The following is a 23577-nucleotide window of genomic DNA, read 5'->3' as shown; positions in this document are numbered from 1 at the left end:
TCTGCCATTTTTGTTTTAAGAGGAAATGAACTTAGCTATTAAATGCACGAGCGACGCGACCTTCGCAACGGATTGTGTAGTTACCTACATAAGCAGGAATGAAAGCCGATTGCCCTTTGCCAAGCACCAATGTTTCGCCGCTTTCTGCAAGTAGCGTTACGTCCGCATCGATTGGCATCAAGATTTCTGCACTGCTCATCTCAACTTGTTGATCTTTTGGCTCTTGGAAGACAGAGAACTTGAAGTCTTGTACAGGGACAGGGAAGTGATGCTCACAGCCTTTGATTTCTGCTTTGGTTAGCAGCGTATTTATTGGCTTTGGAATAAAGTCGGTACACTTAACCAGTTCTTCCACATCCATGTGTTTTGGTGTTAAACCAGCGCGAAGTACGTTATCTGAGTTCGCCATGATTTCCAGACCAGTACCTTTAATGTATGCATGAGGCGTTCTTGCGCTTAAGAACATAGCTTCACCGGGTTTTAACGTAATAACATTCAGCAGTAATGGGGCAAACAAACCCACGTCATTCGGGTATTGCTTAGCAAGGTCTAAAATCAATTCGCACACAGGGCGTGCTTGGTTGGCTGCTGCGTAACTTAATAAGTGATCCACGGCGTTAATCTTGCGCGCTTCTTCCATAGAAAGAATCTCCACGAAGAACTGACACAAGCCGTCTTGATTTGGATTGCGCTCAAATTGTTCTAGGTAGCCGTTGATTTCAGGAATGTAACACAGGCGGAACTCAGCGATGATTTCATCAAATGGACGAAAGCCGTTCATCGCTTGGTATTCAGTAAGTGCGTAAACCAGTTCTGGCTTATGGTTGGCATCTTTGTAATTACGATTGAATGCGTTCAGCGGGACACCTAACTGTTGTTCTTTTGCATAACCTAGCTCCGCATCTTGCTTGTTTGGGTGCACCTGAATAGACAAGGCTTTATCCGCCGCAAGAATCTTGAAGAGGAAAGGTAGATCACCAAAGGCTTCTGCCGTGCTTTGCGATAGAAACGCTGACGGATCCTGGTTGATCAATTCTGATAATGAAACATTTGTACTCGAAGCAGTAGTGTTTCCTTGTGTAACGATAGAGCAACCATTCGGATGCGTGCCCATCCAAACTTCGGCTTGAGGTTGTTGAACTTCGTTAGCAAAACCAAACAAATCGTGGATAGCAGTGCGACTTCCCCAGTCGTAGTTTTGGATTTTATTGTCCATTTTGAAGAAGCATTTTGATGAAATAGTATTCGAATTCATGAATTTTACCCGTAGAAAACCCTCCGAACTGAATCGGAAGCAAAAAATAGTGGAGATTGGACGGGTGAGCGGTTAACTCACCCTAAGAGGTGTAGAAGTCGCTTCTACAATCAGATGTCTACAACCTAAGCTTGGGAGCGAGCGGCTTTCTCGAAGGTTGAGCCTGCAAGAACGGTAACAACAGCAAGCCAATAACGGCTGCGCATACCGAGATGGTGATAAAGAATCCAGTCCAGCTGTATTCTTCAAGAATCAATGCCAATGGGTAGCCAGAAAGTGCGGCACCCATGTAAGCAAACAAACCAACAAAGCCCGTTGCTGCACCAGCAGAATCTTTGTGTGAACATTCCGCTGCAGCCATGCCAATCAACATTTGTGGACCAAACACAAAGAAACCAATTGAGAATAATCCCGCCGCTTGGAACGCGAAGTTGGTTAACGGCATCAACCACAGTGCGGCGACAGATAGGAATATACCTGCGGCAAACAATAGGTTCATTGGGCCTCGGTTACCACCGAACAATTTATCCGAGCCCCAACCAGCCACTAGAGAACCAACAAAGCCACCGATTTCAAACATCGACAGCGCAGCGTTAGCATTGATTAGGCTGTAGTGATGTTGTTCTGTTAGGTACAAGTTACCCCAGTCATTGATAGCGGTGCGCACGATGTAAACCAGAACATAGCTAAATGCGAGCAACCAAATGTACTTGTTGTTGAACACGTACTGTTTGAGGATTTCTTTATAACTCAGACCTTGTCCGTGATTTTCTTGAGCGAGTTCTAACTTGTCATCTCGCCATTGACCAACCGTTGGTAGCCCTTGAGTGGTCGGTTTATCACGCAAACGCCAACACACAACCACACCAAGAATCACGCCTATTACGCCCGGTACGATAAAGCCTTCTCGCCAGCTGTAATGGAATGTGAGAAACCCAACGAGTAGGGGAATTAACGCGCCACCTACGTTATGAGCCGTGTTCCAAATTGCCCACAAAAAGCCACGTTCTGAGCGCGAATACCAAGTGGTAAGTAACTTAGAGCACGAAGGCCAGCCCCAACCTTGGAACCAAGCGTTCATAACCCACAGGGCTGCGAGTGCAACCAAAGAGCTAGAGAAGCCAAATGCGATATTGATAAGGCCCGTCGCGATTAAACCGACACCCATGAAAAAGCGAGGGTTAGAACGGTCGGAAATGGTGCCCGAAATAAACTTTGATAAACCATAGGTAATGTAGAAAAGCGTACCAATCATACCGATATCGGCTTTATCAAGACCCAGATCAGCGATCATCGCGGGTGCGGCGTAGTTGAAGGTTTTACGAGTGAAGTAAAAGCCCGCATAACCAAGATACATGCCCAGCATGATGTGCAGACGCCAATAACGATAGCGTTCATCCACTTGGTCTTTGCTAAGGGGAGCTTGGTTGTAGCTCGGAGACTGAAATAATCCAAACATACTCGTTACACCTTAGGTAATGTGATGGCGATTTGAGTGCCTTCCACATGATCGTTCAAAGAGTAGATATACATTTTTCCGCCAAGCGCTTGCACGCGCTCTTGCATGCCACGAACGCCCATGCCTTTCATGCAGTCTTCGGTTTTGAAACCAATGCCGTTGTCAGCGATGTTCAACGAAATGTTCTCGTCAATAGACAGCTCGATAACAATAGACGTCGCACTCGCATATTTGGCAGCGTTGTTTAAAGCTTCTTGGCACAAACGGAATAGGGTGACTTTCAGCGTGTCGCCTAAAGACTCATAGTCACCTTGCCAATCAAGCACAACGCGAGTGCCATGATTGTCGAACTCCATTTCACGGGTTAACTGGTGAACGGAGTCTTTCAAATCCAGATCGTCGAGCATTTTCGGACGCAGTTTGCTCAGCAAATGTTTGGTGGTGTCATAAACATTGAGTGATAGGTTTTCGATCATGTCGGCACAGCGTGTGTTCATTTCGGCATTATCAACCCGCTTAATGATGCTCGCTTGGGTACGAATAGCTGTGATGTTCTGACCAATCTCATCGTGCAGCTCCCTTGCCACGTCACGACGTACCGACTCTTCCGCTTGAATGAGTTGTCGGGACAAAGTTTGGTTTCTCGACAATTCGCCACGCAGCTTTTGGTTAAGATCTTTTTGTTTCTGCACCGCTAAACCGAGCATGATGCCAGTTAATGTTTGTGCCGAAAGGGACAACAGCAGGTCAGTGATTTCTAGGTTCGATACACCACTTCGCGCAGCGATCAAGGCAATACTGTTTAACATGGTCGCAAGCAGTGCACCTTGCCAGCCGTAGCGCAGTGCCAAGACGATGATTGGGATCGCCATACAGAAAGGTGCAAATCGAGCCAGTTCATCAGGCAAGCTGGTTTGAACCAAAATGCTGGCAATCAACAGCACGCTATAAAGCAGAATATGACGAACTTTGAATTGAACTTCGTTGGCTAACAAGTTCGAGGTCAGCGGTGACCAAGGGCTTTGGAAGAGATAATTCCAGAGCAAGTAACACATCGGCAGCACCAACAAACCGCCCGCAATGCTCGCTAACCATGCCATATAGGCAGATTGAACATGATAGCCAACCGCAAGTACGTTAATGCAAGACGTCACGAGCAACACGACCGCCATCACCGCTAAATGTTGGTTCTGATCGCCTTTGTAATAACGCTTAGCAAGGTAAACCACTGGAATACTCAACACGCTGGCCACCAACACCATCAACCATTGTGGCTGTTCAAGAAGTAGAGCGAGTGCAACGGTCAGCCCCCATTCGGCAAGGTAAATCGTTGCCCAATACTTTGTGCGCGTGTGCAGTGTTAACCCCAAACGCAACGCGAAGGGGAACAACAAGATCGCAAGCTCGGCATCGTTCACAAAGTAATAGGCGATCACCCACAGACAGAACCACGAGCATCCTGTCATGAATAAACCGCAAATGGAGGTGATGGTGTAGCTACGCATTAAAACGACTCTTGAGAGAACAGTTTGGCGAGCTCAACGTTGTTCTTTACGCCAAGCTTATCCATGGCGTTTGCACGGTGAACGTGAACGGTTTTATGGCTTAAGCCAAGCTCAGTGGCGATAGACTTCACATCCAAACCACGAGCCAGCAATTGGCACACTTCGTTTTCTCGGCGTGTCAGTTGAGTCAGCGTCGCCGCTTTGTCACTTGGTGTGGCGAGCTTCAGCGCAATATCCGGCGTTAGGTAACAACCGCCTGAAGCACTGGTTCTGACTGCTTGAATTAACTCGTCAGGGCTACAACGTTTACTTAGGTAACCTTTTGCGCCGAGTTTAAGTGACTTTTCAACCATTGCCGGAGAGTCATGCACGCTTAGCATGACACAAGCAATGCCTGAAGGGATTTCGGAGAGTAGGGTAAGCCCACTTTCGTCTGCCATCGAGATATCTAGAATAACCACATTTGGCTTGCACGCAGGTAATCCCACTCGAGCTTCTGCTACCGAGCTAAATTCACCTACAACATTCATGTCTGGCTCAAGGCTCAACAACTGAGCAAATCCAGAACGAACAATGACATGGTCATCAACAAGCGCTACGTTAATCATCTTAAATACCAAACTTCAGCAATACACAAACGAAAATGAGCTCTCAAAGAGCCCAACAAAAACCTACTATGATACTAAATTGACCAAGTTTATTTAATGATCTAGCGCGCTTTGACTTGCAAAGCGCGCTGTTTGATTAAGCTTGGTTTTCTGCGAGTTCAAGCTTCTTCTTGTTTTGACGGATCTTTTTCTCTTCCGCGATAGCAACGAAAGCCAGCAAAACAATACAAATCATTGCGGAGGTATCTAGGGCAGCAAACGTGCCTTTCCAACCCGTTAGACCAAAGATTGGCGTGCCGTCTGCAATCATACCCAGACCCAGTTTCGCGAAACTGTCACCAATTAGGTAAGCGAATGTGCCTTTTACGCCATCTGCAACACTGATTGCTTTTTTAGGAACAAAGCCAACCGCAGCAACACCGATAAGCAGTTGAGGACCAAACACTAGGAAGCCTAGAACAAATAGCGACGCTAGGTACATGAACTCGCTCGTTGCGTGTTGGTAGAACTCAAGTGATACGATGATCAAACCCAAAGAAACACAAGCCACTAGCGCACGGCGACCGTTCGCAAGGTCAGACAGGTAACCCCACATCAGAGTCCCCACAAGCGCACCCACTTCGAATAGGGTAAAGCCAGAGATTGCTGTTTCTTTTGATAGACCGAGTTCTTGGTAAGCGTAGACCGTTGACCATTGGTCGATGCCGATACGCACGATGTAAAGGAAGATGTTTGCAAAGCAAAGTAGCCAGATAACTTTGTTTTTCAGTACGTACTCAACAAAGATTTCTTTCTTGGTCATTTGATTTTCTTCAGCCGCTTCGTCTTCTTCGCTGACTGCTTCATCAAATAGCTCTTCAACTTTACCTAGACCATATGCTTCTGGAGAGTCGTTACCAAAGCGCATGCCAATGAAACCAACGATGATCGCAATGATAGAAGGGAACACGAACATGCCGATTACGTGACCGTCGAACAAGTAGTTTGCACCAAACAGAGCTACACCTGCGGCACCCGCACCACCTACGTTGTGAGACATGTTCCAAAGACCTAGATAAGAACCACGCTTGTTACGCGGCGTCCACTTAGTGATGGTCGAGTAACTAGAAGGACCACCAGTACTTTGGAAGAAACCACTCAGTGCATAGAATGCGACCATCATGAACAAGCTCGCGCTACCGCCACCCATGCTGAAGCTGAAACCAAGCATCGCCAGACCAGAAAGGAGAAGCATAAAAGGGAGGAATTGCTTGGTGTTCTTACCATCGGCGTAGTAGGAGACTACGGTCTTACCGATGCCGTAAGTGATCGAGAAACCGAGACCAATCAAGCCTAGGTCTGTCATCGACAAGCCGTAAGTTGAAATCATGTCATTTTGCGCGACGTTGAAGTTTTTACGGATCAGATACATGGTCAAGTAGCCAATAAATACCACTAGGTAAGATTGGATAAATGGCTTAAACCACATTTTTCTACGTGCTTCGACAGGAAGGTCGAGGGTAGGCTTTCGGACTTGTTCAAGGAATCTTAACATCGTGAACTCTCTTGTATTAGTGTGATGCACTTGCGTGCTCGCTTTCTTTTAACTGTCGACGATTGTAGAGAGTCCTCTTTTGAACCACATGAGAGGAGGGCTTAGATCGACTAGGAAAAATTCCTAGAAAACGATTGCTGATTTAGAAAGCGTGAAAATCATCACATTCATAGATATATAAATAGCGTTCAAAAAGCGGATAGAACATATCACGTGGCGTGAATTGGCAAGTATTCGAACAGGCAATGATCTATGTTGAAGACCAATGTGTGTTGGCTCTTCTGCTCAGAGTGAGTCGCCTCTCATTATCAAATTGCACTTGGATTGTGACTAATGACAGCTCGGAAGTTTGTGCATAAACTAGAATAATCCTTGGTATTTTAAGATGATAGCTTGCATGCCCAATACAGATATTCCTTTGGTTCACTCGGAAGAAGTAAAGCTTTTTGCCACTATGCTCAATGAGCTTGATGGTGATATTCACTCATTACTTGAATCCGCCCGAATGCCACAGGATATCTTGTCTAACCAACCCCTTGACGCGTTTGTTCCCGAGAGCGCGCTAAAAGCAGTCTTCCAAACGTTGGGGGAACGTGCATCACCAGAGAAGTTTGCCTTGCTTACTTGGACGCTTTGTCACGACATCTATGTGCCTAGGTTTGCGAATCAAATTACTCAAACTCACTCGCTAAAAGCAGCGCTAGAAGAGGTATCCCAACTGCTTAAACAAATCTCTGATAACGTCAGTATTTCTGTTCAATCGCGCGGCGGGAAATGGTGGCTAGTGAGAGAAAAACAGAACGCAGAAAGGGACTGGTTCCGTTACGCAGAAATGTTTTCCGCGATGTTCATGAATGAGTTGCTCAAAAAGCTTGTTGGCGCCCAATGGCGATTGGCAGAAGTCGGAATTCAAGATGTAGAAGCCGAACCTTTCAATTTTTTGCCGGGTATGAAGAGTGCGCAGTTCTTTACTGGTCGACCGGTTACTGCAATCTCAATTCCTAATGAATGGATTAACCAGCCGATTGCTTTCACACCATCTCAAACGGCGCCAAATACAAGTTTTCGTGGTGAGGATGATAAGTTCAGCGATGCCTTAGCAAGGGCGCTCACGCCTTATCTCTCGATGGGTAAGATCTCTATCCAGTTTGCTGGCGAGTTGATTGACATGAATGCTCGCACCATACAAAGGCGGCTAGCCAATGAGGATACGACGTATAGAGAAGTGATCGAAGGTTTGGTGCTGAAACAAACGCTAGAGCTTTTAGCGGACCGAGACCTGAGTATCACCCATATTGCGCTCAAAACAGGCTACTCCGATTCTGCTCATTTCACCCGTGCATTTAAGCGAATGATGAAAGTCACACCTAAAGCGTACCGTCAATCCTTGTCATAATTATTAGGGTCTGTTTATCTTTCGTAGTTAAATTTTGTTCGGATGGGGACGCCTAGTCAAAAGCGTTTTAATCGCGGCGAGTCGATTGAAGCCTAGTGGTTCTAAGTAAAATTGACTCAACAAAGAGTAAAACGCTTTTAGTCGGGGGCGCCTAGCCGAACCCTTTGGGCAGCGTTTGTAGGTGCTTTCTACTGCGTTATCGGCTTATCAGGTAGAATAACTACATATCAAAGCCTCTTCCTTGCATAAAACACCTACAAACTGCTGCAAAAATCATCACGAAAGGTCAACAGACCCTGACACATAAAACCTCTGAATAATCGGAGGTTTTCGTCTCAACTCACATTCCTATAACAATATCCGCATGTTGTCGTGTAAAGGCAATTAAACCACCTTGAAAGTCGTCATTATGACTTCTATGTTTTTAACGTAAGTCGTCTGTTTCATATGTATTTTTATCTGATCAGTTGTTTTTGGTGAACACTGAAATAGATGCCCTCATAACACCGCTGTTTAAACAGGGAGGTTATAGGAAATGGACCCCAACAATCCAAAAACATAGGTGTAATAATGACAATTTCTAAGAAGAACCTTTCTTTAGTTGCGCTATCTTGTGCGTTCGCCCTCAATGCCAATGCAGCCTCAACGCTGTTTACCAACGTCGATGTTTTCAATGGCACGGATGAAAAGCTACTGCAAAACCAGAACGTATTGGTTGTCGATAACTTAATCAAAGAGATTTCGGCTAAACCGATAAAAACCGACAAGCAAACCACAACGATTAATGGCGAAGGCTTAACCATGATCCCTGGCTTGATCGACATGCACTCACACATGTGTATTCAGGAAGGCATGTTGGTAGGTCGAGATGGTTACGACCAAATGGCGATGGGTGCACGTGCTCACGTTTCCATGATGCAGTACCTCGACCAAGGCTTTACGACGGCTCGTGACGCAGGCTGTAATATTCTTGGTATGGCAAAAGCCATCAACAATGGTTTGCTAGAAGGCCCAAGACTCTTCCCAGCAGGCGGTTTCTTGAGTCAAACAGGCGGCCACGCTGATACCGGCAGCTTCAATGATGTACCAGGACGCATTGACGATCTCGAACGCCACGGCTTTGGCTATATCGTTGATGGTGAAACAGAGGCTCGTCGTGCTGCGCGTCAGAACCTTCGCTCGGGGGCAACTCAAATCAAGATCATGGCTGGCGGCGGTGTCGCAAGTGAGTTTGACCCAATCCATATGACGCAATTCTCCAAAGAAGAAATGGAAGCGATTGTGGGTGTAGCGGAAGATTATGGCACTTATGTCATGGCCCACGCTTATCATGACCGTTCGGTTAATCGTGCCATTGATGCTGGCGTGAAAGTTATCGAACATAACTTCCTTATCTCTGAGGAAACCATCAAGCGAATGAAAGAGAAGGGCGTAGCGCTCTCTGCTCAAGCAGTGATGTCTCTTGAAGCCTTTGCAGAACCAGAAAAGATCACCTTCTTCAGTCCCGATCAAAAAGCCAAAGCGACCAAAGTAAACGAAGGCGCGAAACAGATGTTTGAGTGGGCGCGTAAATACGACTTGTTGATTGTAACGGGCGGCGATATGTTTGGCCCGTCTTACAATACGCGCCAAGCAGACAACATGGTTTGGATGGAGAAAGTCGGATTTACCCCTTATCAAATCATGAAGATGGGCACATCGAACGCAGCAGAAGTGCTTAGTTGGTCGGGTGGTATGAATCCATATAAATACGGAAAGCTCGGAGTTGTAGAGCCGGGGGCTTATGCCGATGTGGTGCTGGTGGATGGAAATCCTTTGCAAGACATCACAGTTCTTAACGATTACCAAGATAAATTCAAAATAATTATGAAAGACGGCAAGATCCACAAGAACACCTTGTAGTAAACTCTTTCGACTATTTGGGGACGAAGGCTGTCCCCAAATTTTCTCTAAAAGACAAAGAACGATTCAAGGGAACGTATGAAGAAGTACCTATTAGCTGGCTTAGTTTTGCTGGCTTCATCAAATGTATCCGCCGACCAACTTAGTTGGCAGCAATTATTGCCAGTCAATGTTCCTCAAATTGAAGACCCATTTGTAAAACTTACCGATCAACAGCTTTTCGAACTTGGTTCTCTTGCAAGATACCGCGATTCTCAAAATCTTAATGAGCAACAGAAGCAAACCATGAAAGAGTTAGAGGACAGTTTAAAAGCTGACGACTTAGACATTGAATGGTTGTTCAAAAAGCGAAACGAAATTACTGAACATCGTCGTATGTTGGCATCAATGCCAAACGCAACACTTACCGAAAATACTTATGAAATTCCAGGCTTTGTAACGCCAGTAGAATTTAACAATGACGTTGTCACAAAATTCTTCCTTGTTCCCACCATGGGCGCATGTATCCATACACCACCACCTCCAGCAAACCAGATTGTGTTGGTTGATTACCCGAAAGGTTTGAAACTGACTTCTCTTTACGAACCAATTTGGGTGAAAGGGGATCTGCACGTGAAAAAGACCAAAGCAGACGTTTCATACTCTGATGGTGCTGCGAACGTAGAAACTATCTACCAAATGGACGAGGTTTCTATCCGACCTTACCAATAAGAGTCTATTATCGAAATGACATAAAGCAGTGAGCTGTCGCTTAATGGCAATTTTCAAAACTCTGAATCATTAAAATCTCTTTCTAGAAATCAATTTAATGAGAACCCAGACATGAAAGTAACTGTTCCCAAGCTTAGTTTTATCGCTCTTTCACTTGTAATGGCGTCATCGGTAAACGCGGCGAACTTTGGTAGCCCTGATACGGTAGACAATACTATTGCAGAAAATGCTCGAGAAAAACGCTCATGGCGTGAGTCATTAGCTGAAGAACACAATGTTACTTTCGGTCTGGATTATCAATTCCTTGGACTAACGGCCTCAACTCCTCAAAGTGGTGGTGAAGATACGGCAAGTGCTGGTGTTGCTCGCTTTTATGGTAGCTGGGATCTGATCGGTCTTGATTCTGGCAATACAGGCGGTCTGGTTTGGAAAGTCGAACATCGCCATGCTTACAACGATTTGTCACCAAAAGAGTTCAGCTTTATCGGAAATGGGCTTGGTTATGCAGGCATGATTGGTCCAGCATACAGCGATCAAGGAGCTCGTCTAACCAACCTATACTGGAAACAAAAACTGAATGATGGCAAAACTTCCTTCATGGTGGGTTTCCTAGATACGACTGACTACGTTGATGCCTATGCATTGGCAAGCCCTTGGACCGGATTTACTAACCTTGCATTCAGTACTGGTGGAGGCTCGATTGGTCTACCGGATGATGGGATTCTCGGCTTAGCCGTGGGACACATGCTGACTGATAACTTCTATATGGTTGCAGGCGTCGCAGATGGTAAAGGGCGTTCAGATGAGCCATTTGATGGCTTCGATACCTTATTCAACGATCATAAATTGTTTACCACGTTCGAGCTAGGTTGGACGGCGTCACAAGACCAAATCTATACCGATAATGTTCACCTAACGGCTTGGCATTTAGATGGCGACACGCAACATAACCTAACGAATAAAGACAGCGGACAGGGTATTAACTTTTCAGCAAGCTACTTTGCTACAGAGCAATTAATGCCATTTGTTCGTGGTGGCTTTTCGGAAGGTGATGTGGCGCTTTATGATCGCTCCCTAACGGTGGGGATTGGTTATTTTGGTTTAGGTAAGCCAACCAACAACCTCGGCTTCGCTGTTAACTGGAGCCATGTTAACGATAACCTAGAGCAAGCCTATGGTGTGGATGACTCTGAACAGTTCACTGCCGAGCTTTACTACAACATGCAGTTAAACGACTACATTCAAATTACCCCTGATATTCAATACATCAAAGACCCAGCATTTTCGAACAAAAGCAGCACTTGGGTATTAGGTCTTCGCGCGAGAATATTCATCTAGATGATTATGTTTATTTGCCTTACTAAGAATAACTGTATATAAATACAGTTATTCTTGTTTTGGGTTAATTTTGCTATTGCGAAAAGAAAGGGAAAGGCAATGAACATCGCGTTAAGAGACAAAATCATTCAGGTGTGTAAGAAGAAAATAGAGCAGAAAGGCGACAATGTTGGTGTGTCCTTTTATGCCTTTTTCGCCAATAAGAATGACAATCCTGAGTTATTGATGGAAGCGGCGACTTGGTGGATTCAAACTCATCAACTCGATCACTTCGAAAAAGCGACCAAGATTATTCAATTAGTCGAATCCGAGATGTAGAAAGGGGCACATTACGTGCCCCTTTTTTATTTTCAGCCCTAAACCTTAGATTTTTAGAATCAGCGATTAAGCTTGTGCGAACTTATAAGTACGGTAACCGCCAAGTAGGTTACGTGCTTTAAACCCTGAGTTGACCAGTTGACGATAAGCGACGTTACCGCGCAAACCGACCTGACAATAAATCACGATCTCTTTGTCTTTCGGCAGTTCACTCATACGTTGGCGAAGCTGGTCGACAGGAATATTGATCGCGCCTTTAATGAAGCCTACAGATTCCAATTCTCCCGGATTACGAACATCAAGCAGCACCTGGTTTTCTGACAGGTTGTCAATCTCATCAAAATGAATCGCTGTTGCGTCACCTTTAATGATGTTGTTCGCAACGAAAGCCGCTTGGTTAATCACATCTTTCGCTGAGCCATAAGGTGGCGCGTAAGTTAGCTCAAGGTGTTGCAGCTGTTCTACCGTCATGCCAGCACGCTGAACAACTGCCATTACGTCAATACGTTTATCAACGCCGTCTTTACCTACTGCTTGCGCACCTAAAATCTTTCCGGTTAATGGATCAAACAGCATTTTGAACGACACAGTTTCTGCGCCAGGGTAGTAACTCGCGTGGCTAGCTGTGTGGACATACACTTTTTCATAAGCGATGTTTTCACGTTTAAGCTGCTTCTCGTTTTTACCAGTAGAAGCAACGGCTAAATCAAAGATCTTACAGATCGCCGTGCCTTGTGTACCTTGATAAGTTTCTTGGCGGCCAAGCATGTTGTCTGCTGCCATACGACCTTGACGGTTTGCCGGACCTGCCAACGGAACAAGTGTTTGTTCGCCAGTGACAAAGTCTTTCTCTTCAACCGCATCACCAACGGCATAAATAGAAGGATCGCTGCTCTGCATATACTCGTTGGTGTAAATACCGCCTAGCGCACCAATTTGAAGACCGGCTTCTTGTGCAAGTTTTGTCTCAGGGCGAACACCGATCGCCATGATTAGGATATCGGTATTAAGTTGGTCACCATTGTTTAGAGACAGTGTCAGCTTTCCTTGAAGGTGTTGGTGCGTGTCATCTTCACCCGCTTCGTTGTTAGCGACAGATTGGTTCGCAATATATTCAACAGAAGATAGAGCAACGCCTAAGCGCAGGTCGATGCCTTTCTCTCGGATTTCAGCATGAGCAAAACCAGCCATTTCTCGGTCAATGGGCGTCATCACTTGATCCGCCATTTCAACCAATGTGGTTTTTACGCCAAGCTGGTGGAAGGCTTCCATCATTTCCAAACCGATAAAACCACCACCAACGACTGTAGCATGTTCCACTTTGTTGGTTTCGATCGTCTTAATGATGCGATCCATATCTGGAATATTGCGCAGCGAGTGCGTTAACGGGTTATCAATACCCGGAATAGGCGGCACTACTGGACCTGCACCAGGGCTGAGTAGAAGAAAGTCGTAGCTCTCTTGGTATTCAGAGCCATCAAGCAGGTTGTTAACCGTAACCGTTTTGTCTTGGCGGTTAATAGAAACCACTTCGTTCATCACACGAACATCAACATTGAAACGCGCTAAAAAGCTTTCAGGCGTTTGAAGAAGCAGTTTGCTGCGTTCTTGAATATCGCCACCAATGTGGTACGGCAAGCCACAGTTTGCAAATGACACAAATGGACCGCGTTCAAACATAATGATTTCTGCGTCTTCACTAAGACGACGAGCGCGAGCTGCTGCAGATGCACCGCCAGCAACACCACCAATAATCACGATTTTGCTCATGGATTTCTCCTACTGAATGATCGAAAACGCCTACACCTTACTTAAATAAATTAGCTGTGTCTAATGTTAATTTAGCTACATTAGCATTGACTTAATAATATTAATTAGTAATATCTAATAAAACTTAACGTATTGATGAAGGGACATAAGAATGGGCGACAGTATGCTACAAAGCGCGACCGAAGCGAGTGAGCTACTTAAAATTATGGCTCATCCAGAGCGCTTAATCGTGATGTGCAAGCTGATTGAAGGCGAAAAAGGAGTCGGTGAACTGTTTGAAGGCTCAACATTAAGCCAATCAGCCTTTTCACAACACCTCACCGTATTGAGAAAACACGACATCATCAAAGCTCGTAAGGTATCTCAGCAGGTATTTTATTCGATTTCTGATGGGAGAGTCGCTCCGCTGATCGAAGCGTTTAACCAAGTTTTCTGTAAGCAATAATTCAGACTTTATATTGGTGGTTGTTATGTTTGAAGTTCCTTGGATGTCGCTTTTAGGCGGCGTCATGGTTGGCGCATCAGCGGTAATATTGATGCTATTCACAGGTAAGACAGCGGGAATCAGCGGGATCTTAAATGGCGCGATTGAGAATGCAGACCGCGTTTGGCGAATTGTCTTCTTAATTGCGATGGCATTGGGCGGTGTGTTTGCTGTTTATGCCCTTGGCGGGCATGTACCAACTGAGTACAGCAGTTCTCTTGTCTTAGTTGTCGTTGCAGGTTTACTTGTTGGGGTCGGTACTCGTATCGGTAATGGTTGTACGAGTGGACATGGCATTTGTGGAATGGGGCGCTTCTCTGTCCGTTCTGTTGTCGCGACGTGTACTTTTATGGCGATAGCCATGCTAACCGTCTTGCTAGTATCGTGAGGAATAGTGTCGTTATGAAAACTGACGTAATGAAAAATGCTAAACAAACTTCCATTGTCGCATTTTCTGGTGTGCTCTTCGGCATTGGTATGGTGATTTCCGGTATGGCTGATCCGGCAAAAGTGATCGGCTTCCTAGATATTACCGGCGCATGGGACCCAAGCTTAGCCTTTGTTATGGGCGGAGCTCTTGCGGTGTTCGTTCCTGCTTACCTTTTATTAATAAAGCCAAGAAGCGAATCTGTGTTTGGTGATAAGATTTTATGTCCAACTTCTAAAACGATAGACAAAAAGCTAGTTGGTGGTGCAGCTCTGTTTGGTATTGGGTGGGGCTTACTGGGTGTGTGTCCTGGCCCTGCGGTTGCCAGCCTTTTTACTGGCAACATACAAGTTCTGCTTTTTATAGCGGCAATGTTGGTTGGGTCATTCACCGCTAAAAGAGTGGTTCGTCATTAAAAAGAGAGCGTCGTAGACACCGGGCAATGGTCACTCAGTTTGTAGTCGAGCACATCTTGTGTTTTGAAAACGGTTTGAACACCAGACGACGCCTTTAAATCACCACTCATAATGATGTGATCGATCACCGAGCGGAATTGGTGGGTTTTATTCGGATTACGATTAGAACGCACTTTGCATTCAGCTTTGGTGTTTTTGGTCACTAACTTAGCATCGGTATTGTCCGATAGCACTTCCCATAACCAATCTCCGCGATACCCCAAATTGTGGTTAAAGTCGCCAAGCACGACATAGTGTTGTTTATTGTCCTCGCGCGCTTTTATCCATTTTGCTAGTGCCTGTCCTTGTTGTTTCACTATCTTACAATCGCGGTTATTGCGATACGCACCACTACAACCCGCTTTTAGATGTACAGAGAGTAAGTGAGTTTCGTTGTCTTGGTTAGGATTCAAAACAAGGTAGCTGGCGAAGCGGAGCTTGCTGTTGCCTCGTGTGATAGAAAAGTCAGGCTTGTCCAATACGTTTACGCCATTGCGTACCGCGAAACCTGTGTACTGGTTGGTATCGTTGAACTGAAGATGTCGATTAGAAGTGCTCGCACGATCAGACAAATAAATAGTGAAGTCTTTACCAACCGTTTTTTGGATTGCAGCTGCACTTTCGACTTCTTGAAAAGCGAGAATATCAACTTGTGTGTTATCCACATAGTGGGCCAGTTTTTCAAAATCTTGTGGTGTTCTCGAAACTTTACCACCACTTATAGATAACCATTCTATATTCCAGCTGGTTAAGTTGACGGAATTTTGAGCAAATGAAAAAGAACTAAAAAGTAATATCGTCGTAACAAAAAGTGATCGCATTTTGGTCTATCGCACTCCTATCTTTCAGTGCATTCCTTTCCATCCTTTATCCTATAAGACCTCTAAAAAAAGCAAGTGGATTTCGCTCCAATTTTGCAATTTTCACAGTTTTCTTCGCAACTGAGATCAACGCCAATAAGATCGATTTGTTCTTGTTCGCTACCCATTTTTTATTGATCAAAATCAATGTTTTCAATTGGTGCTTCTCGTTAAATACGCCACAATATATTGTGTCATCAGAATAAGAAATAACCCCATATAGTGTATTTGTGGATAAGTCTGTGAGTATTTTGGGGTAAGGAGAAAAAGTGAAACCAATCGTAATCAAGCGTGACGGCTCAAGAGCTCCGTTCAACAGGGATCGTATTCAAGCAGCAGTAGAAGCTGCAGCGGAAAACAAAGACAAAGATGTCGCCATTTATGCACTAAATGTTGCTCTGGCAGTTGAGTTACAGCTTCAGGATCACGATGAAGTTCACATTCATGAGATTCAAGACTTAGTCGAAAATGAACTCATGCAAGGTCCTTACAAAGCCCTAGCTCGTTCTTACATTGAATACCGCCACGATCGCGACATCGCTCGTGAGAAGCAAAGTGCACTAACTCGCGAAATCGAAGGTCTAATTGAAGAAAGCAACCTAGATCTAATCAACGAGAACGCGAACAAAGACGGTAAAGTGATTCCGACTCAACGTGACTTGTTGGCTGGTATCGTAGCGAAACACTACGCGAAGACACACATCCTTCCACGCGATGTGGTTCAAGCGCACGAAGTAGGTGATATTCACTACCACGATTTGGATTACGCTCCGTTCTTCCCAATGTTTAACTGTATGCTTATCGATCTTAAAGGCATGCTAACGCACGGCTTTAAAATGGGTAACGCTGAGATTGATACTCCTAAATCAATTTCGACTGCAACAGCAGTAACGGCACAGATCATTGCTCAAGTAGCGAGCCACATTTACGGCGGCACAACCATCAACCGTATTGATGAAGTTCTAGAACCGTACGTAATCACAAGCTACGAGAAACACCTAGAGATCGCAAAAGAGTGGAACATTGCTGAGCCAGAAGAGTTCGCAAAAGCGCGCACAGAGAAAGAGTGTTACGACGCGTTCCAATCTCTAGAATACGAAGTAAACACGCTACACACAGCGAACGGTCAAACACCATTCGTTACGTTCGGTTTTGGTCTTGGTACAAGCTGGGCATCACGCCTTATCCAGAAGTCTATTCTGAAGAACCGTATTGCAGGTCTAGGTAAGAACCGTAAAACAGCGGTATTCCCTAAACTGGTATTCGGCATCAAAGATGGCTTGAACCACAAATCAGAAGATCCAAACTACGACATCAAGCAACTTGCGCTTGAGTGTGCGTCTAAGCGTATGTACCCAGACATTCTTAACTACGACAAAGTAGTGGAAGTAACCGGTTCATTCAAAACACCTATGGGCTGTCGTAGTTTCCTTGGTACTTACGAAGAAAACGGCGAGCTGATTCACGAAGGTCGTAACAACCTAGGCGTAGTAAGCTTGAACCTTCCTCGTATCGCTATCCGTGCAAACGGCAGTGAAGCGAAGTTCTACGAGCTTCTAAACGATCGCCTACGTCTTGCTCGTAAAGCACTAGAAACACGTATCTCTCGTCTAGAAAACGTGAAAGCACGCGTTGCTCCGATCCTTTACATGGAAGGCGCATGTGGTGTTCGTCTGAAAGCGGACGACTCAATCGCAGATATCTTCAAGAACGGTCGTGCGTCAATTTCTCTTGGTTACATAGGTGTACACGAGACAATCAACGCGCTATTCGGTACAGAAGCGCACGTTTACGACGACGCTGTTCTACGCGAAAAAGCAGTAGCTATCATTAAGCACTTGAAAGACACAGTAAACGGCTGGGCAGAAGATACCGGTTACGGTTTCAGCCTATACGCAACGCCAAGTGAAAACCTATGTAGCCGTTTCTGCCGTATCGATGCGAAAGAGTTTGGCGTAATCAAAGGTGTAACAGACAAGGGTTACTACACTAACAGCTTCCACCTAGATGTTGAGAAAACAGTAAACCCATACGACAAGATAGACTTTGAGATGCCTTACCCAGAAATCTCAAGCGGCGGCTTTATCTGTTACGGCGAGTTCCCGAACATGCAACGTAATGTTGAAGCACTAGAAAACGTATGGGATTACAGTTACACCCGCGTACCTTACTACGGTACAAACACACCAATTGATGAGTGTTACGAGTGTGGCTACAACGGTGAGTTTGACTGTACAAGTAAAGGCTTCACTTGCCCAAGCTGTGGCAACCATGACTCAACTAAAGTGTCAGTAACACGTCGTGTTTGTGGCTACTTAGGCAGCCCAGATGCACGTCCGTTTAACTTCGGTAAGCAAGAAGAAGTTAAGCGTCGAGTTAAGCACCTGTAAGGTTCACTTAAGCTCAAACCCAATAATGAAAATCAACCTGTCGTGGGTTGATTTTCTTTTCTAGCCAGCAAAACAAGGCACGATTATGAACTACCACCAATATTATCCAATTGACGTTGTTAACGGACCAGGTACACGCTGCACGCTATTTGTGTCGGGCTGTGTACACCAGTGCCGCGGCTGTTATAACCAGTCGACGCAACGCTTGGGCTCTGGTGTGTTATTCACGCAAGAAGCGGAAGACAAAATCATTGCAGACCTAAACGACACGCGCATCAAACGCCGTGGTTTATCTCTGTCTGGTGGTGATCCTTTGCATCCAGCGAACGTGCCGCACATTCTTAAGCTTGTAAAACGCGTAAGAGAAGAGTGCCCAGGCAAAGATATTTGGGTTTGGACAGGTTACACGCTTGAAGAATTAGACGATGCACAGCGCGAAGTGACTCAGTACATCGACACATTAATCGATGGCAAATACGAGCAAGATAAACGAGACCTCAATCTAGAATGGCGAGGCAGCTCGAATCAAATTATCCATCGATTCACTGAGCTTTAAGCGTGAAACACAAGAAAGCTAAATATGAAAAGGGCACATTCGTATAATTCGAATGTGCCCTTTTGGTGTGAGTCCTTTTAAAGCTTTGCTCGATAGATGAGTCGCGCTGTTGTGATCTTACTATAGCACAACACTTCAGTTACGCTGTCACAGTGGAATCATCATCAACCATGTTATTAATCCATCGCTTAGACTGAATTCGGTGAGTTGTTAGAATGCCTTTTACCAATTCTTCGACCAGTAGAGACATCAGCACCCAATGCAGTGGTAAACCTAACACCATTCCAGTGTAGTAGGTAAGCGGAATACCAATCGCCCATTGACCAAACGTGTCGATGAAAATGCTATAGCGAATATCAGCGCCACTCTTTAATACGCCCCCAATACCAACCATGTTAAACACACGCAGTATCATGCCTAACGCAAGTACTAAACATACATTCAGCGCCATTTGTGTGTCTGTGAGCGGGCTCATTTCCAGTAAATTCAATATTAAAGGCGAGCTAACCCATACAGCAAAAAACAACACAGTTGCGAGCACGGCGCTGGTTAAGACATACCACCAAGCGGTCTTCTCAACACGGTCATATTGCTGAGCGCCAATGTCATTCCCAAGCAACACAGACGCGGCAACAGCGAATCCCATAAAGGTTGAAATCAATACGCCTTCAATCGGCGATAGGAAAGAGATGATCGCCAGTTCGGTTACGCCTAATTGACCGTAAATGATGCTGTAGATAATCAGGCCGCCGGTCCACAACGCATCGTGGATCAGCATTGGCATAGAGACTTTGAAATATTTGTTCCGATACTTCTTTATTGTACCTTCACGCCAATCTGAACGGGTAGGGAGCAGATACGCGTATCGACGACAGAAGAAATAAACCAGAATCGCCGTTTGAAAGAATCGAGAAATCAAAGTCCCCACAGCTGCGCCAAACACGCCCCATTGTGGAAAACCAAGTAAACCGAAGATCAAAACTGCATTGAGGAAGATGTTTACAACAATGGCAGCAATACTGACGTAAGTCGGCATCTTAGCTTCACCGACTGATCTCAACACCGATTCAATGGGAACAACGACAGCTGTGCCAATCAAACTCAATCCAGTTACCACCAAGTATTCCCTCGCGTACCCAACATACTCGGGGTCGTCCGCCATAAAAGAGACAATCTCTTTGTCGTAAACCACATACAACAAGATAAACGGCAAGGTCACGACCAACGAAATAAACCAAGATTGAGCGAGTGTTCGTCTTATTCCCGCAAGGTTCCCCGAACCATAATATTGAGAGGCTAAAACCGTTACAGCCCCACACAAACCAAACACCACAGCAAGGTTAAAGAAAAAGATTCGGTTACCGACACCCACCGCTGCGGTAGCGGACTCACCAAGTTGACTAACCATGAAGATATCCACGGCTCCGAGCAACGAAAACAGCATAGATTGGAGCGAGACAGGAACGCCAATCGCAACCAGTTTTTTCCAAAATGCTTTGTCTATGTATTGACGTGTTAAGAGCATCGCATTTCTCCTCTAAGAATAATGCGAGTAGTTTATCCACATGATTTAGCGGTGTATTTTTCAAAGACATCCAATAGTTTTGCGAAACTATCCAGTCTCTGTGGGAGTTACTCTAACTCCGAGACGAAAGTACCTTAGTGAGTCGATGAATCATGGAAGAAAAACAAGAACGCTACACCATTTCAGATAAAACCTATCAAGAATTCATCGATCATACCCGTGTACTTGCGCTTGAAGAACGCGGTATTGTCCAATGTGGAATCGCTACTTGCCGAGATTTTTTTTCCGTTTATCGCAAAAACCAAAAAAAGCACATGTTGTTATACACCGTCCGTGGAAGAGGTTGGCTAGAGAGCGGGGCATGTCGATATGAGTTAGAACCGGGGTCATTAGTAATTGTTCCAGCTGGAACGGAAAATGGATTTGGGATGGAAGATGAAACATGGCAAATCGCTTGGGTTTTCCTTTCACAAGATAAAGAATGGCCAATGGTTAATGAAGAGATCGAATACCAACTGACCCCTGCACCAGAAGTGCTGTATTCCTGCATTCAAACGCTACTGCGCAGTATCAACTTGCCTATTGACTACGGAGGTGAGGTAGGAGCTCACAGTGTTGCTCAATTAGAGCTTATGCTAAATATGCCACACTCAGATTCCCTTTCGCGTAATCAATTAAAACTACGACGTGTGTTCGATCTAGTGCAACGGCAACTTCATAAAGATTGGACAGTTGAACAACTCGCAGCGTTATATCCTTGTTCTGAGCCGCACCTTCATCGTTTAACTCAGCAACAATTTGGAAGAAGTCCGATAGCACATCTCACACGCATGCGGATGGAATATGCAGCTCGATTGTTGCGTTCGACAGAATGGTCAATTCAACACATTGGTGAAATCGTGGGGTATCCTACTAGTGCGAACTTCAGTACCCGTTTTAAAGCCTGGTCGAGCATGACCCCACGTGAATTTAGAAAGAATGGTAAACTTGACTTAAACTCGGATGAGTGAATCGTTCTTTTTATAACCGATTGAGATCATAAAACGCGTTCGTTCCCAGTATTTTGTCCTCTAATTGATGAAATCCGTTAAAAATCCTTTCGCCATTTTTAACGAAAGTGTTACCGTGAGGTTCGATACTTGAATTTCAAAGGGTTATGACTTTCATGCTTTCTAATCTACCAACTCCTGTATTAGATCCTATTTTATCTCTTTCCGTCGCATACCGCGGCGATGAACGCCCTAACAAGGTTGACCTTGGTATTGGCGTATACAAAAACAGCGCTGGCGAAACACCAATCATGAAAGCCATTCAAATGGCACAAGAAGTGGTCGTTGAGAACCAAAAGACTAAGTCTTATGTTGGTCTTGCAGGCTGTGAAGAATTCAACCAAAGCATGATCGACCTCCTTCTAACGGGAACATCAGCCACAGATCGCGTTGCTGCTATTCAAACGCCTGGAGCAAGTGGTGCATTGCGTATGCTGGGTGACCTAATGAAGGTCGCACAACCAGATACAACGGTTTGGATTTCAAACCCTAGCTACGTAAATCACAAACCAGTGATGGAAGCGGCTGGGCTGAAAGTTAAGTTCTACCATTACTTCTCTTCAGAAACCAAGCAAGTCGATACAGCAAAAATGCTCGAAGACCTTTCTAAAGCTGGTCCTTCTGATGTAGTACTTCTGCATGGTTGTTGCCACAACCCAACGGGTGCAGATATTGATTTTTCAGCGTGGCAGACAATCACTGAGCTTTCTCAAAAAAATGGTTTTACGCCATTCGTAGATATTGCTTACCAAGGTTTTGGTGACGGCTTAGAAGAAGACGCAAAAGGTCTTCGCTTTATGGCTGACAACGTTGAAGAAATGCTGATCACGACTTCTTGTTCTAAAAACTTTGGTTTGTACCGTGAACGTACCGGTGCAGCGATTGTGATCGGCAAGAATGCAAAAGATGTGGCGAATGCGAAAGGTAAACTGCTTACGCTAGCACGTTCAACATACACTATGCCGCCAGATCACGGCGCAGCATTAGTAAAAACTATTCTTCAAGATGCAAGCCTCACTTCCGTTTGGAAACAAGAATTGAACGAAATGCAGCAGCGCTTGTTGAATCTTCGTCAAACTTTGTGTAACGAATTGAGAAACAACCATAATACAGATCAATTTGATTTCATTGAGAGTCACAAAGGCATGTTTACTGTGCTAGGCTTTAGTGAAAACCAAATGGCGCAACTGCGTGAAGATTATGGCATTTATGGTGTCGGTGATGGTCGTATCAACATCGCTGGTTTAACCGAAACTCATATTCCTTACGTTGCTGACGCGATCCAAAAAATATCTCAACGTTAATTGGGAGAGTTAATGAAGAACTGGAAACTGATTCTGCCGCTAATGATGAGCGGCGGTCTTATTGCTTGTACGTCGACACCGACGACCACTGAGCCTGTTGAGCCAGAAAAACCAGTCGTGGAGCAGCCGGTAGAAAAACCGGATGTAAAACCAGAAGTAGACCCAAAACCCGAGGTGAAGCCGGAACAAAAACCGGAAACTAAGCCCGAGAAGAAACCCGATCCTAAACCGGCAAAACCACCGCAGGCAAAGAAAACACCTGATGGCATGTTGATCCTTGGTTCGGAAGAGTGGGTTTATGTACCAGACATTGACCAAACATTTAAAGGTCGCGTCGATACCGGTGCAACCACATCATCAATCAGTGCGACAGAAATAGTGCCGTTTGAACGAGATGGTAAAGACTGGGTTAAGTTCAAAATCGATATTAATGGTAAAGCGAGCAAAGAGTTCAAGTTACCTGTTGAACGTTGGGCAAAAGTTCGTCAATCCTCTTCAGAAGAAGTAGATAAGCGCGCTGTTGTTGTGGCTTACATTCAAGTTGGTGACCTAAAAGAGAAAACGGAATTCACACTGGCTGAGCGAGGCCACATGAATTTCCCAATCCTACTTGGTCGAAGCTTCTTCCGCGACGTTGCTGTTGTAGACGTATCTAAGAAGTATGTTCAAAACAAGCCAAGCGGCAAGTAAATCTTTGCTTCACGTAGCACGCAAAAAAAGCCTCTCACCCG

General features: G+C 45.1%; 21 protein-coding genes. 13 read left to right on the top strand and 8 right to left on the bottom strand.

All coding sequences use genetic code 11. The features are described from left to right. Positions 1-31 precede the first annotated feature (31 nt). From manA to uhpT, 5 genes are all read right to left on the bottom strand, one after another. Entirely contained in the window at positions 32-1255 is a 1224-nt protein-coding gene (gene manA / locus ITG12_RS19990) for a mannose-6-phosphate isomerase, class I (RefSeq protein ID WP_248874861.1), read from the bottom strand. A 118-nt stretch (positions 1256-1373) separates the two neighbouring features. Continuing rightward, positions 1374-2714 (bottom strand): MFS transporter, encoded by a 1341-nt coding sequence (locus tag ITG12_RS19985; RefSeq protein WP_038877356.1) that lies wholly within the window; start codon positions 2712-2714, stop codon positions 1374-1376. Positions 2715-2719: 5 nt separating this feature from the next. Continuing rightward, positions 2720-4219: a signal transduction histidine-protein kinase/phosphatase UhpB gene (uhpB, locus tag ITG12_RS19980; protein ID WP_248874858.1), complete on the bottom strand. Its 1500-nt coding sequence runs from the start codon at positions 4217-4219 to the stop codon at positions 2720-2722. Next, positions 4219-4827, bottom strand: a complete 609-nt coding sequence (uhpA, locus tag ITG12_RS19975; RefSeq protein WP_009696638.1) for a transcriptional regulator UhpA — start codon at positions 4825-4827, stop codon at positions 4219-4221. Before uhpA ends, uhpB begins: the two co-directional genes overlap by 1 nt. Positions 4828-4963: 136 nt before the next feature. Then, positions 4964-6361: a hexose-6-phosphate:phosphate antiporter gene (gene uhpT, locus ITG12_RS19970; RefSeq protein WP_248874856.1), complete on the bottom strand. Its 1398-nt coding sequence runs from the start codon at positions 6359-6361 to the stop codon at positions 4964-4966. 397 nt (positions 6362-6758) lie between these two features. Between uhpT and ITG12_RS19965 the strand changes: the two genes are divergently transcribed. The 5 genes from ITG12_RS19965 to ITG12_RS19945 all read left to right on the top strand — a co-directional run bounded on the left by ITG12_RS19965 (position 6759) and on the right by ITG12_RS19945 (position 12026). After that, on the top strand, positions 6759-7757 hold the full coding sequence (locus ITG12_RS19965; protein WP_248874854.1) for a helix-turn-helix transcriptional regulator: 999 nt from the start codon (positions 6759-6761) through the stop codon (positions 7755-7757). A 570-nt stretch (positions 7758-8327) separates the two neighbouring features. Continuing rightward, positions 8328-9659: an amidohydrolase family protein gene (locus ITG12_RS19960; RefSeq protein ID WP_248874852.1), complete on the top strand. Its 1332-nt coding sequence runs from the start codon at positions 8328-8330 to the stop codon at positions 9657-9659. Positions 9660-9737: 78 nt separating this feature from the next. Next, the gene (locus tag ITG12_RS19955; protein WP_248874851.1) at positions 9738-10370 is read left to right on the top strand and encodes a DUF3299 domain-containing protein; all 633 of its coding nucleotides are present in this window, start codon (positions 9738-9740) and stop codon (positions 10368-10370) included. Between the two features lie 111 nt (positions 10371-10481). Beyond that, positions 10482-11708 (top strand): carbohydrate porin, encoded by a 1227-nt coding sequence (locus tag ITG12_RS19950; RefSeq protein ID WP_038870670.1) that lies wholly within the window; start codon positions 10482-10484, stop codon positions 11706-11708. A gap of 99 nt (positions 11709-11807) precedes the next feature. Beyond that, complete coding sequence (locus tag ITG12_RS19945; RefSeq protein ID WP_005446898.1) at positions 11808-12026, top strand: DUF6500 family protein; 219 nt, start codon at positions 11808-11810, stop codon at positions 12024-12026. Positions 12027-12092: 66 nt separating this feature from the next. On the opposite strand, the gene ITG12_RS19940 is transcribed toward ITG12_RS19945, so the two are convergent. Further along, complete coding sequence (locus tag ITG12_RS19940) at positions 12093-13796, bottom strand: FAD-dependent oxidoreductase (RefSeq protein WP_248874849.1); 1704 nt, start codon at positions 13794-13796, stop codon at positions 12093-12095. Between the two features lie 151 nt (positions 13797-13947). Between ITG12_RS19940 and ITG12_RS19935 the strand changes: the two genes are divergently transcribed. Genes ITG12_RS19935 through ITG12_RS19925 form a run of 3 tightly spaced genes read left to right on the top strand, consistent with a single transcriptional unit; the run spans position 13948 to position 15123 of the window. Then, positions 13948-14241: a metalloregulator ArsR/SmtB family transcription factor gene (locus tag ITG12_RS19935; protein ID WP_005435229.1), complete on the top strand. Its 294-nt coding sequence runs from the start codon at positions 13948-13950 to the stop codon at positions 14239-14241. A gap of 10 nt (positions 14242-14251) precedes the next feature. Then, the gene (locus ITG12_RS19930; protein ID WP_349292940.1) at positions 14252-14668 is read left to right on the top strand and encodes a YeeE/YedE thiosulfate transporter family protein; all 417 of its coding nucleotides are present in this window, start codon (positions 14252-14254) and stop codon (positions 14666-14668) included. Between the two features lie 14 nt (positions 14669-14682). Next, on the top strand, positions 14683-15123 hold the full coding sequence (locus tag ITG12_RS19925) for a YeeE/YedE family protein (RefSeq protein ID WP_248874845.1): 441 nt from the start codon (positions 14683-14685) through the stop codon (positions 15121-15123). Here the strand turns inward: ITG12_RS19925 and ITG12_RS19920 are convergent. Beyond that, positions 15120-15983 (bottom strand): endonuclease/exonuclease/phosphatase family protein, encoded by an 864-nt coding sequence (locus ITG12_RS19920; protein WP_248874843.1) that lies wholly within the window; start codon positions 15981-15983, stop codon positions 15120-15122. The genes ITG12_RS19925 and ITG12_RS19920 overlap by 4 nt on opposite strands. Before the next feature lie 308 nt (positions 15984-16291). On the opposite strand from ITG12_RS19920, the gene nrdD reads away from it, so the two are divergent. Together nrdD and nrdG are read left to right on the top strand one after the other, a co-directional pair. Then, positions 16292-18412, top strand: coding sequence for an anaerobic ribonucleoside-triphosphate reductase (gene nrdD / locus ITG12_RS19915; RefSeq protein ID WP_248874841.1), 2121 nt, complete (start codon positions 16292-16294; stop codon positions 18410-18412). A gap of 85 nt (positions 18413-18497) precedes the next feature. Beyond that, positions 18498-18968 (top strand): anaerobic ribonucleoside-triphosphate reductase-activating protein, encoded by a 471-nt coding sequence (nrdG, locus tag ITG12_RS19910; protein WP_248874839.1) that lies wholly within the window; start codon positions 18498-18500, stop codon positions 18966-18968. Positions 18969-19107: 139 nt separating this feature from the next. On the opposite strand, the gene ITG12_RS19905 is transcribed toward nrdG, so the two are convergent. Then, positions 19108-20493 (bottom strand): MATE family efflux transporter, encoded by a 1386-nt coding sequence (locus ITG12_RS19905; RefSeq protein WP_039977765.1) that lies wholly within the window; start codon positions 20491-20493, stop codon positions 19108-19110. Positions 20494-20645: 152 nt separating this feature from the next. Here ITG12_RS19905 and ITG12_RS19900 point away from each other — a divergent pair, with 152 nt between their 5' ends. From ITG12_RS19900 to ITG12_RS19890, 3 genes are all read left to right on the top strand, one after another. Further along, positions 20646-21503, top strand: coding sequence for an AraC family transcriptional regulator (locus ITG12_RS19900; RefSeq protein ID WP_061034706.1), 858 nt, complete (start codon positions 20646-20648; stop codon positions 21501-21503). A 155-nt stretch (positions 21504-21658) separates the two neighbouring features. Continuing rightward, positions 21659-22846 (top strand): amino acid aminotransferase, encoded by a 1188-nt coding sequence (locus ITG12_RS19895; RefSeq protein ID WP_061034705.1) that lies wholly within the window; start codon positions 21659-21661, stop codon positions 22844-22846. A 12-nt stretch (positions 22847-22858) separates the two neighbouring features. Then, positions 22859-23536 (top strand): ATP-dependent zinc protease, encoded by a 678-nt coding sequence (locus ITG12_RS19890; protein WP_038870689.1) that lies wholly within the window; start codon positions 22859-22861, stop codon positions 23534-23536. Positions 23537-23577: the final 41 nt, after the last annotated feature.

This window comes from Vibrio sp. ED002 (assembly GCF_023277445.1).
Taxonomy (GTDB): domain Bacteria; phylum Pseudomonadota; class Gammaproteobacteria; order Enterobacterales; family Vibrionaceae; genus Vibrio; species Vibrio jasicida.
The sequence above is the reverse complement of the archived record's forward strand: the minus strand, read 5'-3'. Positions and strand labels throughout refer to the sequence as shown.

Bases quoted from the DNA above. Each gene is read 5' to 3' on its own strand.
- ITG12_RS19955 (WP_248874851.1), top strand. From the start codon at position 9,738: ATGAAGAAGTACCTATTAGCTGGCTTAGTTTTGCTGGCTTCATCAAAT.
- uhpT (WP_248874856.1), bottom strand. From the start codon at position 6,361: ATGTTAAGATTCCTTGAACAAGTCCGAAAGCCTACCCTCGACCTTCCT.
- ITG12_RS19905 (WP_039977765.1), bottom strand. From the start codon at position 20,493: ATGCTCTTAACACGTCAATACATAGACAAAGCATTTTGGAAAAAACTG.
- manA (WP_248874861.1), bottom strand. From the start codon at position 1,255: ATGAATTCGAATACTATTTCATCAAAATGCTTCTTCAAAATGGACAAT.
- ITG12_RS19925 (WP_248874845.1), top strand. From the start codon at position 14,683: ATGAAAACTGACGTAATGAAAAATGCTAAACAAACTTCCATTGTCGCA.
- ITG12_RS19945 (WP_005446898.1), top strand. From the start codon at position 11,808: ATGAACATCGCGTTAAGAGACAAAATCATTCAGGTGTGTAAGAAGAAA.
- ITG12_RS19960 (WP_248874852.1), top strand. From the start codon at position 8,328: ATGACAATTTCTAAGAAGAACCTTTCTTTAGTTGCGCTATCTTGTGCG.
- uhpB (WP_248874858.1), bottom strand. From the start codon at position 4,219: ATGCGTAGCTACACCATCACCTCCATTTGCGGTTTATTCATGACAGGA.
- ITG12_RS19965 (WP_248874854.1), top strand. From the start codon at position 6,759: ATGCCCAATACAGATATTCCTTTGGTTCACTCGGAAGAAGTAAAGCTT.
- ITG12_RS19950 (WP_038870670.1), top strand. From the start codon at position 10,482: ATGAAAGTAACTGTTCCCAAGCTTAGTTTTATCGCTCTTTCACTTGTA.
- ITG12_RS19940 (WP_248874849.1), bottom strand. From the start codon at position 13,796: ATGAGCAAAATCGTGATTATTGGTGGTGTTGCTGGCGGTGCATCTGCA.
- uhpA (WP_009696638.1), bottom strand. From the start codon at position 4,827: ATGATTAACGTAGCGCTTGTTGATGACCATGTCATTGTTCGTTCTGGA.
- nrdG (WP_248874839.1), top strand. From the start codon at position 18,498: ATGAACTACCACCAATATTATCCAATTGACGTTGTTAACGGACCAGGT.
- ITG12_RS19985 (WP_038877356.1), bottom strand. From the start codon at position 2,714: ATGTTTGGATTATTTCAGTCTCCGAGCTACAACCAAGCTCCCCTTAGC.
- ITG12_RS19895 (WP_061034705.1), top strand. From the start codon at position 21,659: ATGCTTTCTAATCTACCAACTCCTGTATTAGATCCTATTTTATCTCTT.
- ITG12_RS19920 (WP_248874843.1), bottom strand. From the start codon at position 15,983: ATGCGATCACTTTTTGTTACGACGATATTACTTTTTAGTTCTTTTTCA.
- ITG12_RS19890 (WP_038870689.1), top strand. From the start codon at position 22,859: ATGAAGAACTGGAAACTGATTCTGCCGCTAATGATGAGCGGCGGTCTT.
- ITG12_RS19935 (WP_005435229.1), top strand. From the start codon at position 13,948: ATGGGCGACAGTATGCTACAAAGCGCGACCGAAGCGAGTGAGCTACTT.
- ITG12_RS19900 (WP_061034706.1), top strand. From the start codon at position 20,646: ATGGAAGAAAAACAAGAACGCTACACCATTTCAGATAAAACCTATCAA.